A 17,838-nucleotide genomic window follows, 5' to 3' on the forward strand; every position below is an offset into this window, starting at 1 on the left:
TCACCCTCCTTGCATCATTACTTGATTGTTTCCAAGAAATGATATGGAGCCACCATATGTGCGTTGTAAGTTATCCATTGTGAATACATCTGATGTTGGACCGCACTCGATAGGTTTTTTGTTTAGTAATAAACAGTGATCAAAGTAGTCTTTTACGGTTTGTAAATCATGGTGTACGACGAGTACTGTTTTACCTTGTTCTTTCCATTCTTGCATTAATTTAATGATGGCTCTTTCTGTTGCAGCATCTACTCCAACGAATGGTTCATCCATAAAATACACTTGAGCATCTTGAGCTAATGCACGTGCAAGGAAAACACGTTGTTGCTGACCACCTGATAGCTGACTGATTTGTCGGTCAGCGAATTCTTCCATACCAACTTTCTTTAAGCAATCTAGTGCGTATTGCACTTCTTTTTTATTGGGGCGCTTAATCCAACCGATGTGACCGTAGCGCCCCATGAGCACAACATCTAAAGCGTTTGTTGGAAAGTCCCAATCAACTTCACTGCGTTGTGGGACATATCCTACTAAACTTCGTTGTTTTTTATATGGTTTCCCGTAAACCGTAACTTCTCCTGAAAGAGTAGGTATCAGGCGCAAGATGGCTTTGATTAGTGTAGACTTTCCAGCACCGTTTGGTCCGATAATTCCTGTTAAAGAACCTTCAGGAATACTGAAACTTACGTCTTCTAAAGCATATTGTTTATCGTACGTCACGGATAGATTTTGAATTGTTAAAGCGTTCATGGAAAATCTCCTCTCCTTATTTAAGAGCGTTCACGATCGTTTCAACATTGTGTTTGAACATGCCAATGTAAGTGCCTTCTTTTGTATCTTCAGGTCCCATTGCGTCTGAGTACAACTCCCCGCCAATTTTCACGTTATGACCATTTTCTTTTGCACCTTCAACAACGGCATTTATAGAACGTTCAGATACGCTGCTTTCAACGAATACAGCTTTTATGTTTCGTTCTGATAATAGATTTACAATTCTTTGTACATCCTTTAGTCCGAATTCCGATTCAGTACTTAGTCCTTGTAAACCTCTAACTTCCATCCCGTAAGCTTTACCAAAATAGTGGAATGCGTCATGAGCAGTTACAAGTACTCGGCTTTCTTCTGGAATTTTATTGATTTGCTCTTTGGCATATTTATGAAGTTCATCTAACTTTTGATTATAGTCTTTAGCATTTTTTTCATAAGCCTCTTTGTTGTCAGGATCTAAATCACTTAAACCCTTAGCCACTTCATCAACCGTGTATTGCCACATGGTTACATCAAACCATACGTGAGGGTCATAGATTTCAGGGTTTTCTGGGTCAGCATCCATTTTTTCTTCAGGAATACTTTCTGCTACTGCATAAGTAGGTTTTTGTTTACGCATTTTTTTGAATACTTTGTTCATTTGACCTTCTAAGTGATGGCCGTTGTAAAAAATAATATCGGCTTCTTGAAGCGACTCTATGTCACTATGTGTTGCTTTATACAAGTGAGGGTCTGTTCCTGGACCCATTAAGCTTTCAACCTCAACATTTTCTCCGCCAACATTTCTAGCAACATCAGCAATTTGAGCAATTGTTGTTACGACTTTTACTTTTCCGTCCCCGTTTTGATCTCCGGATGAAGCTGCATTGTTACATCCAGCTAGAAGTAGTGCTGGGAATACAAGCATGAATAATAGTTTTTTCATTGTTTCCATCTCCTTTTGTACAAGTTAATATTGTTGGTCATGCGCAAAAAACAAAGCAAAAAAAAAATCGCTCTTAAAACTCTAATAAAATATATGCCTTGCTTTTAAATATGTGCACAAATAATAAAAAATTAACTCCGTCTATGAAAGTTTCCTTAGTGCAAAATATATACCCTTAGCAAAAATAAGTCAACAGCTTAGCTTAAAATAAGTGAAAGAAAAGATTTCGACAAAATTTTTAAGTTTTTATTGATCTTATATTAAGGATTTGTTAATATAAAATTTGTGATCGATAAGTTGTACATACAACTTCTCTAACTACTGATGTAAAGCAGTTTGTTAGCTATAATTGATTAACCCAAATGCGGGTGTAGTTTAGTGGTAAAACCTCAGCCTTCCAAGCTGATGTCGTGGGTTCGATTCCCATCACCCGCTCCATATTTTATGTTGCCAACGCAGTGTTTCGTTTAAAGGTGTGGAAACGAAGCATTGCGTTTTTTCATGCGCAATTTTAACTCACGAATTCATTATAGCTTTTGGATATCGTGTTTTTCTTATATATAAAACGGATACATTGTAAGGTAGGGCTATTTAACATGAGCAGTCTATACCTAAGAAAGGGTGTATTTGTATGAAACAATTACAACAAAACCTACGAAGAATAGATGGGAAAAGTTATAAAGCTTATAAAGATATACAAGGAACTTATACATTTCAAACATATGATGTAGCGATCGACTATGTTCAGGGAGATCCATTTGCAGCGCCCTCTAAAATTCGATTAATCATTCCGAATGCAACTAGAGAGGTTCGACCACAATGGAAAGAGACAAAATCTCGAAAATTATACGCTGAAGATGTAATTGCTCGTCATGTTGCAAAGGCTATTGTAAAAGATAAATCTATGATTAAAGGATCAGGGAAAAGTGGAGCCATTTCCATTGACGCACCTGGTCAAGAAATTATAGATCGTACAGCTGTATCGATTGAAAATAATCAGACGGTTGTTTGCCTTTCTGTAGGCCTACCCGCAAATGGTCGTCGTATAAATGGAAAGGAAGCAGAAAAGCTATTTTTTGAAGCGATTCCTTCTATATTAGAGCGTTCTGTATTTTCCATGAACGATCATGTTTTTGAAGAAGTTTGTCAGTTAGCTGATCAACACGATGCTATTAAGAACACAATGAAAGAGAATGGTTGGGTTTCGTTCGTAGCTGATGGTTCTATTCTCCCTCGGGAAAGTGGTATTAGCAATCGTCCTATGAAAAATGCAATTCCTTTTGAAAGTCCAGATGCGAACCGTGTATCGATTGATATCCCTCACCGAGATAAGCCTCTAACAGGCATGGCCTTAAACAAAGGAATTGTGCTTATTGTTGGAGGAGGTTACCACGGAAAAAGTACCCTATTGAAAGCAATGGAACGAGGGGTGTATCCTCATATTAAGGGAGACGGACGTGAATATGTTGTAACAGATGAGGATGCAGTGAAGGTTCGTGCAGAAGACGGTCGACATGTTTCCAATGTGAATATATCGCCGTTTATCAAAAACCTTCCTCATGGAGAAGACACGGTCCAATTCACAACAGAAAACGCAAGTGGTAGTACCTCTCAGGCAGCTAATGTCATGGAGGCTATTGAAGCTAGTGCATCAACACTGTTGATTGATGAAGACACGAGTGCCACAAACTTTATGATTCGTGATGAACGAATGCAAGAACTAGTTGTGAAAGAAAAAGAACCGATTACTCCGTTTATTGATAAAATTAAGCAATTACGTGATAGCTTAGATGTATCAACCATTTTAGTTATGGGGGGTTCTGGCGATTACTTTGAAGCGGCAGATGAAGTGATCATGCTAGACCAATATCTACCTTATAATGTAACCGAAAAAGCACGTGAAATTGCTCAACAACATCCATTTCACCGTGAGCGAGAAGGTGGCGAAGAGTTTGGAGCGATTCCAAATCGTCATTTCCAACCAAAGAGTTTGGATAGCCGTAAAGGGAAAAAGTCTAAGGTTCAAGCAAAAGGTCGTACACTTATTTTGATGGGCCAGCATGAAATTTCTCTACATTATGTAGAACAGTTAATCCATGTATCCCAAACCCGAATGATTGCTGAAGTGCTTTTACATTTAGAACAAAAAGGGTGGTTGAAAACAAAGCGTAACTTACCTGAGTTGTTAGATGAAATTGAAAAGCAGATGGATACGAAAGGATTAGCGTCCTTTACGCCATTTCCACAACAGCACCCAGGTGACCTTGCTCGACCTCGTCGCCATGAAATTGCTGCTACATTGAATCGCATGCGCTCTAGCCAAGTGGAGCAATTTCAATAAAAACGTTACAATAATCTCAGGAAAGGAGGGAAAGGAATGAACATTCATCAGCTAAAAGAAGATATGATTGAGTATAGTAAATCGATTGGGATTGATAAGATCGGCATTGCATCACCTGATGTTTTTACAGAACTCAAGGAACGACTTCGTGCTCAGCAAGAGAACGGGTACCAATCTGGTTTTGAAAAAGGAACAGTGGATGAACGAACAGAACCACAAAACCTTGTGCCAGAAGCCAAGTCGATTATTTCCATTGCACTTGCCTATCCATCTAAATTAAAAGATGCTCCCCAGAGTGTAAAAGGTGATCGACGTGGCCTATTTTGCCGTGCTTCTTGGGGCCAAGATTATCATGATGTTCTACGTGATCGTTTAAATAAACTAGCGGAATATTTAGAAGAAAAATATCCTGGTTTTGTATTTCGTTCTATGGTAGACACAGGCGAATTGTCTGACCGTGCTGTAGCTGAGCGTGCAGGTATTGGTTTCACGGGAAAAAATACAAATCTGATTACAGAAGAGTATGGATCCTATGTGTATCTTGGTGAAATGATTACAAACATTCCTTTTTCTCCTGATGAGCCCGTTGAAGATAGTTGTGGGGACTGTAACATTTGTGTAGATGCCTGTCCGACAGGTGCATTGATTCAGGGCGGACAATTAAACGCTCAAAAATGTATTGCTTTTCTAACGCAAACGAAGGGCTTCTTACCTGATGAGTATCGTGGAGTGATTGGGAATCGTTTATATGGCTGTGACACATGCCAAACAGTTTGTCCTAAAAATAAACGGAAACGAAATTTAATACACGAAGAGTTCCAACCAGACCCTGAAAAAGTGAAGCCAAAACTTAAACCACTGTTGTCTATTTCGAACCGTGAGTTCAAAGAAACTTACGGAGAGATGGCGGGATCATGGAGAGGTAAAAAGCCTATCCAACGTAATGCTATACTAGCGTTAGCTCATTTCAAAGATGATTCAGCAAATGATGATTTAGTTCGACTCATGAAAGAAGACCCTCGTCCAGTCATTCGAGGAACGGCTGCATGGGCATTAGGAAAGATTGGGAACCTAGATGCATATGATGCCATTACGCTAGCAAAACAGAAAGAAAACGATGACGAAGTAGTAGCTGAAATGGAAAAAGGGTTAAATTTACTAGAAAAAGAGCATAAACAACTTTCATAAAGACTGAATACCATGTACAATGATGAAAAATCTTTCAATAAGAAGGGGTTATTATGTCAAAACGTTCCTTTCTTTATTACAATGAAATGGAGTCGCCAGTAGGTCTTCTAACGTTATTCGCAACAGATAAAGGACTGTGTCGCATTGATTATGGAAGCTTAAGGGATGTAGAGTCGAAGGTTAGTAGTTGGGCAAGGAAGTATTTTTTATGTGTGGAATTTGTTCACGATGATGAGAAGTTTCAAGACGTGAAACAACAGCTACAAGAATACTTTGCTGATCAAAGAGATGACTTCGAATTACAGTTCGACTTTTATGGTACACATTTTCAGAAGCGTGTATGGAATTCCTTAAGGGATATCCCATATGGTGAAACACGGTCTTACAAAGATATAGCATTAACGATTCAAGCTCCTCGTGCTGTTAGAGCAATAGGGGGAGCGGTAAACAAAAATCCAATTTCAATTATCTTTCCTTGTCATCGCGTAATCGGGAGCAATGGTGCTCTTGTCGGCTACGCTGGCGGACTTGATAAGAAAAAACAATTATTATCACATGAACATGCAAGTGTCGCTTCTCTTTAGAGGAGTGGCACTTGCATTTTTTGTTAGCAGTTAAGATGATTGGCTTTTAGGTTATGTTTTTTATTCCGTTAAATGGCAGTTATCTTGAATAAGTAGGTGCGGGATGGTTCCGTTATGTCTATGCAGATCGGCGGGCTGTGGTCTCTTGGGAAGGGACAGTAATCCCTCGGGGAGGCGACGGTAATCCCTCGGGTAGGCGACGGAATCGCTCGGGTAAGTGACGGAATCGCTCGGGTAGGCGACGGAATCGCTCGGGTAAGTGACGGAATCGCTCGGGTAGGTGACGGAATCGCTCGGGTAGGTGACGGAATCGTTCGGGTAGGCGACGGAATCGCTCGGGTAAGTGACGGAATCGCTCGGGTAGGCGACGGAATCGCTCGGGTAAGTGACGGAATCGCTCGGGTAGGCGACGGAATCGCTCGGGTAAGTGACGGAATCGCTCGGGTAGGCGATGAAAAGCTCGTATTATCTCGAATCCAAGTCTTCAACATAAGTGGGCTTTAATGGAAGAACGACTTAAATAGTAACAATAAGAAAAAGCGCATACAAAATGGACCTCAAACGCCAGGTTAACTTTATCATATAGAACAGAATCCCCTCATAAATTGTAGGAGAGGGGGACTGCCCATGTCGTTCGTAAAAAAACTTAATTCCTATTGGCAAAGTCAAATAGAACAAGTGAAATTAAATCGAATGGATGAGGAGTCATGGATTTCTAGAAAGGTGACGAAACATGAAGAGCGCGGAAATCATGTGGCACGTTTGATGGCTGAAGGTGTACCTTTTCGAACAGTACAGCCTTCAGGGCAGTATCTTATTATGGACTATACGTTATATGTGACTCTCTTCATTAAAAATGGGAAAGAATTTTATATAGAAGAAGCGGAGAAACCTCATCGAGCTACTTTTAAAAATGGAACTCTTATTTCAGATGCACCTATAGAATCAAGTGTACATGATGAGCCAAGGCAAAACGGTAGTTTGGAATGGGAGGATGTCTCTTCTTTAGAAACTAGGTTTACTTATGATCGTCAAAAAGCTGTGCAATATGCCAATCGTTGGTGGAATGATTACAATCCAGCTTTCCGCACATTTGAAAATGATTGCACAAATTTCATTTCACAATGTTTGCGTGCAGGCGGTGCACCCATGTGGGGATCACCCAGTCGTTCCAAGGGTTGGTGGTACACGGCTAAGACTTGGAGTTATAGTTGGACCGTTGCCAATGCTATGAGGTGGTACTTAAGTGGTGCTAAACAAGGTGTGAAAGGAAAGTCTGTAGAGAGGGCTTCTGACCTTTTATTAGGTGATATCATCTGTTACGATTTCGAGGGAGATGGGCGATGGAATCACACAACGATTGTGGTGGCTAAGGATGCAAATGATGAGCCATTAGTAAATGCTCATACATCGAATAGCTACCATCGTTTCTGGAATTATGAGGACTCCACTGCATATACGCCTCAAATTCAATATAAATTTTTCCGAATTGGTGAATGAAAATATGATATAATACTCAGGTTAGTACAAGGAAGAGGTGAACGTGATGCCACTCCATATTGTGTTGTATCAACCTGAGATTCCCGCAAACACGGGAAATATTGCAAGAACATGCCTAGCAACGAATACCGTGCTCCATTTAATTCGTCCACTCGGTTTTTCTACAGATGATAAAATGCTTCGTCGAGCTGGGTTGGATTATTGGCATGATGTTGATATTCGTTATTATGACGGTATAGAGGAATTATACGAGTCCTTTCCTGAGGGAAGCTTTTACTATATTGAAAACTTTGGAACAGGCTATTGGACAGATTTTGATTACAGTGATCCAGAAGAAGATATTTTGTTTGTCTTTGGAAGGGAAACAGATGGAATCCCGACGTCCTTACTTGAAGGAAAGGAAGAACGTTGCCTGCGTATTCATATGAATGATAAAGTGCGTTCATTGAATTTATCCAATACAGCAGCTGTTATTGTGTATGAAGTGATGAGGCAACAAGGGTTCCCTGGGTTAGAGTAATTCTTAGGGTGTCAAAAAGAATTTTAAGGGGAAGGACTAATCTTAAAGGGTTAGTCCTTTTTTTATTTCGATTTATTTTCTATAAAGAGTTGTTAAGTTTATAATTAAAGTTCTAGTTAGTTTATTGTTTGTATTACATAAAATCAACATCGACTTTTCATAAAACCATAATATCTAGGAGGACGTATCCTTGTGATTATTGCCATAATACTCTTATTATTTGTCTCGCTCTTTTTCTCAGGAAGTGAGACAGCTTTGACAGCGACCAATAAGATGAAACTTCAATCAAAAGTAAACCAAAATGATAAAAAAGCAGAAAAGCTTTTAAATCTAATATCTCGCCCCAGTGAGTTTATTACAACGATACTGATTGGAAATAATATAGCGAATATTTTGCTTCCAACACTTGTTACTACTCTCGCTATTCAATATGGGTATAATGTAGGTGTAGCATCAGCTATTTTAACAGTTACCATTATTATCTTTTCTGAAGTTATTCCAAAATCCGTAGCAGCAGCATATCCCGATCGCATTGCTTTAACGGTGTCTCCAGTTATTCGGTTTTTTGTCTTAGTATTTAAGCCAGTTACAATTGTCTTAAATTGGCTGACTGGATTTGTTACCAATGCTATAGCTAAAGGGAAAACAAGTGATGTAACTGTATCCAAAGAAGAGTTACGAACAATGGTGGATGTAGCTGATTCAGAAGGGACGTTTAATAAAGCTGAATATCAACGAATTAAAGGTGTTTTAGACTTCTATAAATTAAATGTAAAAGATGTACTACAAACACCAAGAGTAGAGATTACTGCACTACCAAGTACTGCATCCTTTGAAGAAGTACGAGATGTAGTTATTCAAAACCCATATACACGATATCCTGTTTATGGAAAAGATATGGATGATATCATAGCCATTTTTCATTCTAAATATTTAGTTTCTTGGTCCATGGATATCGAAAAGCCGTTAGAAGACTTTTGTTATAAGGATCCATTGATTGTGTATGAGTTTCACAATGTTGAGTGGGTTTTTCGAAAAATGACCAAGGAGAAGAATCATATGGCCATTGTATTAGATGAATATGGTGGTACGGAGGGAATTCTCACCCATGAAGATACCATTGAAGCCATGATAGGATTAGAAATTGAAGACGAAATGGATGCTGAAGAGGATTCTATTGTAGAAAAAATAACGGCAACCGAGATAATCTGCCATGGGAAAATCACGCTGCATAAATTAAATTCATTATTTGAAACAGAAATACCCGAGGATAAAGATGTTTTAGCAGGTTATTTATTAGAAGAGTTCAGTGAATTCCCTGAGGAAGGCTCGATATTAGAGAAGAATAATCTAACATTCAAAATATTAGAGATCGAAGGAAGAAAAATTAAAAAGGTTAAAATTATAAAATAAATTTGAGATTGAGTTCTCATATAGAAAACGCTCAGAGCATGAACTCTGAGCGTTTAATGATTTATTTAAGTTATCTTTTCGTGTCATAGCCAGCAGTGAAGATCGATACAATAAACGTCACGATGACACCCATTAGTAAAGTTAATTTCATGTATTGGCCTCCTTATGTAATCCATACGTCTAAAGTCGCTATTATTTATTATACCCAAATTATACAAAAGTGTGAATGAAAAAGTAAAATAATGATGTATTTTTCATGTTGTTGTCACATTTATCCGTTCAAATGTAATTATCTTAATAAAATGAAAAACGGTCGAATGTTCCAACTCAAACTCATTTTTCTCTCCCCCTTGTCATAGACTGTACTAATTAGCAAATGCCCAACATCGACAGGGGAGGTCTTTTACGTGGACATTTTAAAAAAGATTCAAGACTACCGGGAAGAAGAGGAAAAATTGAAGTGGGAAGGGACGTTTGCAGAGTATTTAGAGATGTTGAAAGAACGACCATATCTTGCACAGTCGGCTCATTCACGGGTTTATAATATGATTAAGCATTCGGGCATTGAAGAAGAAAATGGGAAGTTCAACTACAAGTTCTTTGATAATGAAATCTTTGGTTTAGAAGAAGCAATGGAACGATTAGTGGAAGAATATTTTCACCCAGCAGCTATGCGGTTAGATGTTCGTAAACGAATTTTACTTTTAATGGGGCCTGTAAGTGGTGGTAAATCTACCTTAGTTACCTTATTGAAAAGAGGATTAGAGCGTTTCTCTCATACAGATGAAGGAGCGGTTTATGCCATTAAAGGATGCCCTATGCATGAGGATCCTCTACACTTAGTGCCGCATCACTTACGTGAGGATTTTGCAGAAGAGTACGGTGTACGGATTGAAGGTAACCTGTCACCTCTGAATTTGATGCGTCTGGAAGAAGAATATGGAGGGCGTATTGAGGATGTGAAAGTTGAGCGAATCTTTTTATCGGAGGATAAGCGAACAGGAATTGGCACCTTTAGCCCATCTGATCCGAAATCACAGGACATTGCAGACTTAACTGGGTCGATCGATTTTTCAACGATTGCAGAGTACGGATCAGAATCTGACCCACGTGCTTATCGCTTTGATGGAGAGTTGAATAAAGCAAACCGAGGAATCATGGAATTCCAAGAAATGCTGAAGTGTGACGAGAAATTTTTGTGGCACTTGCTATCTCTTACGCAAGAAGGAAACTTTAAAGCGGGAAGATTTGCTTTGATTAGCGCGGATGAAATGATTATCGCTCATACAAACGAATCGGAATATCGTTCGTTTATTGCTAATAAGAAAAACGAAGCATTACACTCACGTATGATTGTCATGCCTGTACCTTACAACTTGAAAGTCACTCAGGAAGAACGTATTTATGAAAAAATGATTGGCCAAAGTGATATTAAAGATGTGCACATTGCCCCTCATACCTTAAAAGTAGCAGCGATGTTTACGATTTTGACACGTCTGAAAGATTCTACGAATAACCAGGTAGACCTGCTTAAGAAAATGCGTCTTTATGACGGGGAAGCGGTAGAAGGCTTTAGTGATGTTGATGTAGAAGAGTTGAAGAATGAGCATCATGATGAGGGTATGAGTGGAATTGACCCTCGTTATGTGATCAACCGTATCTCTTCAACGATTATTAAAAAAGAAATGACTTCTATTAATGCACTCGATGTTTTACGTTCCTTAAAAGATGGATTATCTAATCATGCCTCAATTTCTAAAGAAGATAAGGAACGCTATTTAAACTTTATCTCGATAGCACGAAAAGAATACGATGAGATTGCGAAGAAAGAAGTACAAAAAGCATTCGTGTACTCTTATGATGAATCGGCTAAAACACTCATGGATAACTATCTTGATAATGTTGAGGCGTACTGTAATAAAACGAAACTTCGCGATCCACTTACAGGCGAAGAATTAAATCCAGATGAAAAGCTTATGCGTTCCATAGAGGAGCAAATCGGAATCTCAGAAAATGCCAAAAAAGCATTCCGAGAGGAGATCCTTATTCGAATTTCAGCCTATGCTCGTAAGGGTAAGAAATTCGATTATTCTTCACATGAACGACTACGAGAAGCGATCCAAAAGAAACTATTTACTGATCTGAAAGACGTTGTTAAGATCACAACTTCTACGAAGACTCCAGATGAGCAACAGTTGAAGAAGGTGAATGAGGTTATAGCTACCCTTGTTGATAGCTACGGGTATAACTCTTCATCAGCGAATGAATTGTTACGTTATGTTGGGAGTTTGTTGAATCGATAAATAAAATTAAATCTGATACCAGTCTACATGAGAACCATATGTGGGCTGGTATATTTTTGTGCGATAAGTATATAGTGGTTCCAAGTCATTCTTTTAAGAGGCTAGAATAAAGGTCAAAAAATTTCTAACAGAATATATTAAAAAAATTCACACATTAAGTAGTACATTTGGCTTACTTTCTGGTAGGATTTAGTTATCGAGTATATGGAGGCGTATGAATGATTTTAGATTTAACCATGAACGTTGCGGTGATCATAGCTTATTTGTTTATCATAGGGTTGTTATCTAAGGAAGTACACAAGGGGGATATCTATCAATCTATATTCCATCGTTTAGATACCCAACTTGTTGCTGGTGGATTGTTTGGGGTGCTTGGCATTATCTTAATGTTATTTAGCATTCAGGTGAATGCTGAGGTAATCGTTGATTTAAGGCATATTGCTACTGTTATCGCAGCTGTGTTTTTTGGGATTCCGGCTGCTTTGGGATCGGCATTCATCATTGGTATAGCACGTGTGATTTTAGTTGGAGGTTTTTCAGAAGTCTCTATAACTGCCATGTTACTCATGTTTTCTATCGGTATTGTGTGTGCGATTATGACAAAATTACCGTTTAAACCTGCTATGAAATCAATTGTTATGAATGTGGTCAGTATAGTTATTGTATATATAGCACTTTACATCACGCTAGTTGTCTTTAACGATAACAAAGAAGCTTTAATTAGTATTTATAAAATAGATTGGATTATAGCTTTATTTGGAGGAATTGTAGCCTTCTATGTTGCAAATTACATATTTCAATCGAATCAAAACTTTTATAAATTACAGCAAACCAATCAAAAGTTGGAAGAGTCAAACTACTACTTGGAAAAGATGAAGAATCAACTTTTACATAGAGAACAACAATATAAATCTCTATTTGAATATAATCAAAGTGCAACCTTTACACTTGATTTACAAGGGCATTTTCAGCAAGTAAATAGATCCGCTGAACTCATTACTGGGTATTCCAAAGAAGATTTACAAGGGTCATCTTTTGTTCCTCTTATCGATAAAGAATGCATTGAGGATACACTTTGGAATTTTAAAAAGGTTAAAGAGGGCGAGTCTGTAACGTTCCAGACTGAACTTGTTCATAAGAATGGGACGATTGTGTATCTTACTGTTAATACGGCTCCTATTATTATTGAGGAAGAAATTATTGGTGTAATTGGAGTTGCACATGATATATCTGTACAAAAACAAACAGAGAAGAAGATTCAGGAAAGTGAAGAGCAATATCGCAGCTTAATTCACCTTTCGCCAGAAGTGATCTTTGTATTAAAGGATACAAAAATTGAGTTTATAAATGATAAAGCTTTAAGTTTCATAGGAGTAGATCAAATTGAAGATCTTCTAGGAGAATCAATATTTGAGTTTATCCATCCAGAAGATCGTGAATTAGTAGCATATCGAATCACTAGAGCAATGGAAACAAATGAGGTAAGCAAGCGATTGAATGATGTTCGATTCCTTCATAGAGCAGGAAACATCGTTCAAGCTAATGTTGGGACAAAGCTGATTGAATACAATGGTCAAAAAGCTATAATGGGAATAATCCATGACGTAACAGAACAAAAAGAGATTGAACAGCAATTGAAAGATGCCAATCAAATGTTACGAGAACTATCACAATTAGATGGGCTTACAGGAATTCCGAATCGACGCTATTATGATGAAACCTTAGCCACAGAGTGGGATGATGCGTTGGCTAATAGAAGAGCTCTATCCTTGGTCATGCTCGATATTGACCATTTTAAGTTCTACAATGACACTTATGGACATCTTCAAGGAGATACATGTCTTAAGCAGGTAGCTCGTTCGATAAAAGCTTCTGTTAATCGACCGCGTGATTTCGTAGCAAGGTACGGTGGTGAAGAGTTCTCTGTTATTTTACCAGAGACTAACCTGGATGGAGCACGAGCTGTAGCAGAAAAGATACGTTCAGATATAGAGCAACTATCCATTCCACATAAATCATCCAAAGTGAAACCAGTGGTCACAGTAAGTGTAGGGGTTGCTTCAGTTATCCCTCAAGAGCACATAAATAAAGAAGATTTGATACAAGCTGCAGACAGTGGATTGTATGTAGCAAAAGAAAACGGCAGGAACCAGGTTAAAGCGGATACGATTGATAACATTTAATATAAAATTGCTCTAAAGAATTTATTCTGATTTTATGTCGAATCCTTTAGAATCATGAGCTTACGATTAAGGCATAAAGGGGTATAAATATGCTATACTGAAACCATTCTAGTACTGCATTAATAAAGGTGGGTAACTTTTGAGCAGACATCATTATGCCATTATTGATATAGGGTCGAATACGGTTCGACTTGTAATCTATCTTCGGAATAAGAGTGGAAGGTTTAAAGAAGTAGAAAATGTTAAGGCTGTGGCTCGCTTACGTAATTATTTAGAAGATAGTGGTGAGTTGAGTGAAGACGGTATCCAAAGCCTTTTAAAGATATTGAAGAGCTTTAAAGAAGTAACGGATTCTTATGAATTAGACCAGCTTGTTTGTGTTGCAACCGCAACCATTCGTCAATCTACGAACCAAGACGAGATTATCTCGAGAGTGGAAGCTCAGATAGGTTACAATATGTTAATTTTATCTGAACAAGAAGAGGCGTATTATGGTTACTTAGCTGTGGTAAATTCCACTTCAATATCAGAGGGGGTTACCATTGATATTGGTGGAGGAAGTACGGAGGTAACCTATTTTGAAAACCGCAAAATTCAATATTCCCATAGTTTTCCTTTCGGTGCGTTGACGCTGAAAAACATGTTTGTCAAAGGTGACGTTCCAACCGAACAGGAAATGAGGAAACTAAGCAGTTATCTAAAAGATCAGTTCGAATCACTACCTTGGTTAAAAGGTCGCAATGTCCCATTAATCGGAATAGGGGGAAGTGCTCGCAACCTTGCTCAAGTAGATCAATCCTTAAAAGAGTACCCACTTGCAGGTCTGCATCAATACAGTATAAAAGACCATGATATCCAATTTATAAAGCAATATTTAATGACTTTAAACTTTAAAAAACTACAAAAGGTAGAGGGTCTGACAAAAGATAGAGCAGATATTATCTTGCCTGCTATTGAGGTTTTTGAATCTTTATATGATGTTGTGGGTGCAAAATCTTTTGTATTGAGTAGAAAAGGCTTGCGTGATGGTGTGTTTAATGAGCAACTTACAACAGATTTTGGCATTTCAATCTTTCCAAATGTAATTGAAGAAAGCTTTAATGAACTAGCTTCTGATTTTGATATCAACTATAAGCATGTGCTAAAAACGACCGATATAGCTATGAAAATTATTAATGAGCTTCAAGAGCATGGAGATGGTGATTTTTCTTTCACAGAAGAGGATGTAAGTCTTCTAAAAAGAGGAGCTTTTGTGTATAACTTAGGAGGTTATATTGATTCAGAATCTAGCTCCCAGCACACCTTCTATTTACTAGCTAATCGAACAATTGATGGACTCTTTCATAAAGATCGATTGAAGGTTGCTTTAATTGCTTCATTCAAAAGTAAATCAATTTTTAAACAATTTTTTCACCCATACAAGCATTGGTTCTTAAAAGAGGAGAAGAAAAAGCTTCGCTTATTAGGAGCTATTACGAAGTTTTCATTTAGTTTAGATTCTACTAGAAGAGGCATTGTAGAAGACATTCGAGTTGATATCCAAAAAGAAAGTTTGCATATGCAGGTGTATTGTAATCAGGAGTCTTTACCAGAAGAATATCAAGTAGAAAAACAGAAAAAACATCTTGAAAAAGCCATTAAACGAAATGTACACGTTTGTTTCCAACCATATGAGGGGTAGCATATTAAAGCTACCTCTTTTTTCTATAAAAGTTATGACATCAAGCCTAATATCGGATCATCACTTGGTTAACAATAACTTTATATCAAATCTATATTTCGCTTATAAACACTTGGTAAAATTCGTATAAACACATATGTCTTAATACAGAGGAAGGGTGATGGAGACGAATGGAACAAACAAATGAATTAGGGAATCCTCTTTACTACAATAATAGAGAATTGAGTTGGCTCGCTTTTAATGAGCGTGTATTGCAAGAATCCTTAGATAAACATAACCCTTTATTGGAACGCTTGAAATTTTTAGCGATATTTAGCTCGAACTTAGATGAATTTTTTATGGTTCGAGTAGCTGGACTAAAGGATCAGGTGAAAGCGGGTTTTAATAAACCGGAAAATAAAGCGGGATTAACACCTAAAGAACAACTCTCCAAGATCTCAGATAAAAACCATAAGCTAGTTGATATGCAGTATTCTACATATCAAAATGTGCTCCTTCCCATGTTAAAAGAAGAAAACATCTCATTTGTCTCGGTGGATGACCTTACTCGAGAACAGTATCGGGTAATGGAAGATTACTTTGATGAACAAATTTTCCCTGTCTTAACGCCTATGGCTGTCGATGCATATCGTCCCTTTCCTATGCTCCTAAATAAGAGTATCAATTTAACTGTTGTACTTGAAGATGAAGTTGATGTGGAAGAAGAAGGGCATAAAACGGCTATTGTACAAGTTCCTTCAGTGTTAAATCGATATGTAGAATTGGATGCTTCTAACGAAAAAGATCGTAAGTTTATAATGTTAGAGGATATCATTAGTCACTTCCTATATAAAATGTTTTCGGGTTATATAGTAAAATCCGTAACAGAGTTCCGAATCACACGAAATGCAGATATGACGATCCATGAAGAAGGGGCTCGTGATCTTCTAAAAGAGATTGAGAAAGAATTAAAAAAGCGAAAATGGGGTGCGGCAGTACGTCTTGAAATTAAAAGAGACCAGTATGACCCCCAAGTACTTCAGTTTCTTTTAAATGTTCTGGAAATCCATCGAAAAGATGTATATGAAGTTGATGGCCCTCTAGATTTAACCTATCTTTTTAAATTCTATAGTGATTTGGAAGAAGACAAAGACCATCTTGTGTTCGGAGGGCTGATTCCACAACCTCCAAAAGACATTGGATCTGAGGAAGATTTATTCGAACTTGTAAATGAACGAGATATATTCCTGCATCATCCTTATGAATCTTTTCAGCCAGTCGTTGATTTTGTTGAAGATGCTGCAGATAATCCAGATGTTTTAGCGATCAAACAAACCCTGTATCGGGTAAGTGGTGATTCGCCAATTATAGAAGGGCTGAAACGTGCAGCGGAAAAAGGTAAGCAGGTTACGGTACTGGTTGAGCTTAAGGCACGGTTTGACGAGGAAAATAACGTTCAATGGGCAAAAGAGCTTGAGAAATCTGGTTGCCATGTTATTTACGGAATGAACTATTTAAAAACACATAGTAAAATCACACTTGTAGTACGTAAGCAAAAAAATAGAATTGAGCGCTTTGTTCACCTTGGAACAGGTAACTATAATGACCAAACAGCCAAATTATATACAGACATGGGGATTATTACATCTAATCGTAAATTTGGTATCGATGCAACGAACTTCTTTAATTATCTAAGTGGATACACCGAAAAACCGAATTACCACCATATATCGATGGCTCCTTTTGATATTCGAAGAGATTTCTTAGCTTTAACAGATCAAGAAATTCAAAGTCATAAAAAGTATGGCAATGGTCGTATTATTGCAAAAATGAACTCCCTTACAGACAAAAAAATAATTATGAAACTTTATGAAGCATCGCGTACAGGAGTGAAAATTGATTTAATCGTCCGTGGAATTTGCTGTTTACGACCTGGTATTAAGGGGGTAAGTGAGAACATACGTGTCACAAGTATTGTTGGAAGGTTCTTAGAGCATAGCCGAATCTATTACTTCCATAAAAATGGTGAAGGGAAGATGTATCTATCTTCAGCCGATATGATGACAAGGAATATGGAAAAACGAGTTGAATTGTTATTCCCGATCTATGATGGAGGCATTAAAAAACGGCTACAGAAAATCTTGAAGATCATGCTTGAAGATAACATGAAAGCACGAGTCCAAGATTCAAATGGGAATTACCACTATGTAAAAAGGGACAAAGGTAAAAAATCACTTGATAGCCAACTAGAGCTTTTCTCAATGGCTTACACAGTCGGTGAAGATGAAGAATAAATGATGTTTTTAGCACCATTGTGGTCATTTTTCAATGGTGCTTTTTGTTGTTTTTACTCTTTTTTTCAACATATTTCGAATTTTTTTTTGTTTTCATGAAAAAAACTAGGGTAAAGTAGTTGAAGAAGAAAACGGAAAATCATTATAATAGAAGATGAG

General features: G+C 37.7%; 12 protein-coding genes and 1 tRNA gene. 11 read left to right on the forward strand and 2 right to left on the reverse strand.

Features of this window, described 5'->3' with window-relative positions; translation table 11 throughout:
• Both GS400_RS03590 and GS400_RS03595 read right to left on the reverse strand, forming a co-directional pair.
• Complete coding sequence (locus tag GS400_RS03590; protein WP_160099073.1) at positions 1 to 750, reverse strand: metal ABC transporter ATP-binding protein; 750 nt, start codon at positions 748 to 750, stop codon at positions 1 to 3.
• Positions 751 to 766: 16 nt separating this feature from the next.
• The gene (locus GS400_RS03595) at positions 767 to 1,693 is read right to left on the reverse strand and encodes a metal ABC transporter solute-binding protein, Zn/Mn family (protein WP_160099075.1); all 927 of its coding nucleotides are present in this window, start codon (positions 1,691 to 1,693) and stop codon (positions 767 to 769) included.
• A 364-nt stretch (positions 1,694 to 2,057) separates the two neighbouring features.
• Here GS400_RS03595 and GS400_RS03600 point away from each other — a divergent pair.
• The 11 genes from GS400_RS03600 to GS400_RS03650 all read left to right on the forward strand — a co-directional run bounded on the left by GS400_RS03600 (position 2,058) and on the right by GS400_RS03650 (position 17,679).
• Positions 2,058 to 2,131, forward strand: a tRNA-Gly gene (locus tag GS400_RS03600).
• Between the two features lie 193 nt (positions 2,132 to 2,324).
• Positions 2,325 to 4,034, forward strand: a complete 1,710-nt coding sequence (locus GS400_RS03605) for an ABC-ATPase domain-containing protein (protein ID WP_160099077.1) — start codon at positions 2,325 to 2,327, stop codon at positions 4,032 to 4,034.
• Between the two features lie 36 nt (positions 4,035 to 4,070).
• Positions 4,071 to 5,222 (forward strand): tRNA epoxyqueuosine(34) reductase QueG, encoded by a 1,152-nt coding sequence (queG, locus tag GS400_RS03610; protein WP_160099079.1) that lies wholly within the window; start codon positions 4,071 to 4,073, stop codon positions 5,220 to 5,222.
• A 53-nt stretch (positions 5,223 to 5,275) separates the two neighbouring features.
• Positions 5,276 to 5,806: a methylated-DNA--[protein]-cysteine S-methyltransferase gene (locus GS400_RS03615; protein ID WP_160099081.1), complete on the forward strand. Its 531-nt coding sequence runs from the start codon at positions 5,276 to 5,278 to the stop codon at positions 5,804 to 5,806.
• 627 nt (positions 5,807 to 6,433) lie between these two features.
• Complete coding sequence (locus GS400_RS03620) at positions 6,434 to 7,306, forward strand: amidase domain-containing protein (RefSeq protein ID WP_160099083.1); 873 nt, start codon at positions 6,434 to 6,436, stop codon at positions 7,304 to 7,306.
• Between the two features lie 46 nt (positions 7,307 to 7,352).
• A complete protein-coding gene (gene trmL / locus GS400_RS03625; RefSeq protein WP_160099085.1) occupies positions 7,353 to 7,826 on the forward strand; it encodes a tRNA (uridine(34)/cytosine(34)/5-carboxymethylaminomethyluridine(34)-2'-O)-methyltransferase TrmL in 474 nt (157 codons plus the stop codon).
• A 192-nt stretch (positions 7,827 to 8,018) separates the two neighbouring features.
• The gene (locus GS400_RS03630; protein ID WP_160099087.1) at positions 8,019 to 9,239 is read left to right on the forward strand and encodes a hemolysin family protein; all 1,221 of its coding nucleotides are present in this window, start codon (positions 8,019 to 8,021) and stop codon (positions 9,237 to 9,239) included.
• Positions 9,240 to 9,646: 407 nt separating this feature from the next.
• Positions 9,647 to 11,542: a PrkA family serine protein kinase gene (locus tag GS400_RS03635; protein ID WP_160099089.1), complete on the forward strand. Its 1,896-nt coding sequence runs from the start codon at positions 9,647 to 9,649 to the stop codon at positions 11,540 to 11,542.
• A 218-nt stretch (positions 11,543 to 11,760) separates the two neighbouring features.
• Entirely contained in the window at positions 11,761 to 13,725 is a 1,965-nt protein-coding gene (locus GS400_RS03640; protein ID WP_160099091.1) for a diguanylate cyclase, read from the forward strand.
• Between the two features lie 139 nt (positions 13,726 to 13,864).
• A complete protein-coding gene (gene ppx / locus GS400_RS03645; RefSeq protein ID WP_160099093.1) occupies positions 13,865 to 15,406 on the forward strand; it encodes an exopolyphosphatase in 1,542 nt (513 codons plus the stop codon).
• A gap of 170 nt (positions 15,407 to 15,576) precedes the next feature.
• Positions 15,577 to 17,679, forward strand: coding sequence for an RNA degradosome polyphosphate kinase (locus GS400_RS03650; RefSeq protein WP_160099095.1), 2,103 nt, complete (start codon positions 15,577 to 15,579; stop codon positions 17,677 to 17,679).
• Positions 17,680 to 17,838: the final 159 nt, after the last annotated feature.

This window comes from Pontibacillus sp. HMF3514 (assembly GCF_009858175.1).
Taxonomy (GTDB): Bacteria; Bacillota; Bacilli; order Bacillales; family BH030062; genus Pontibacillus.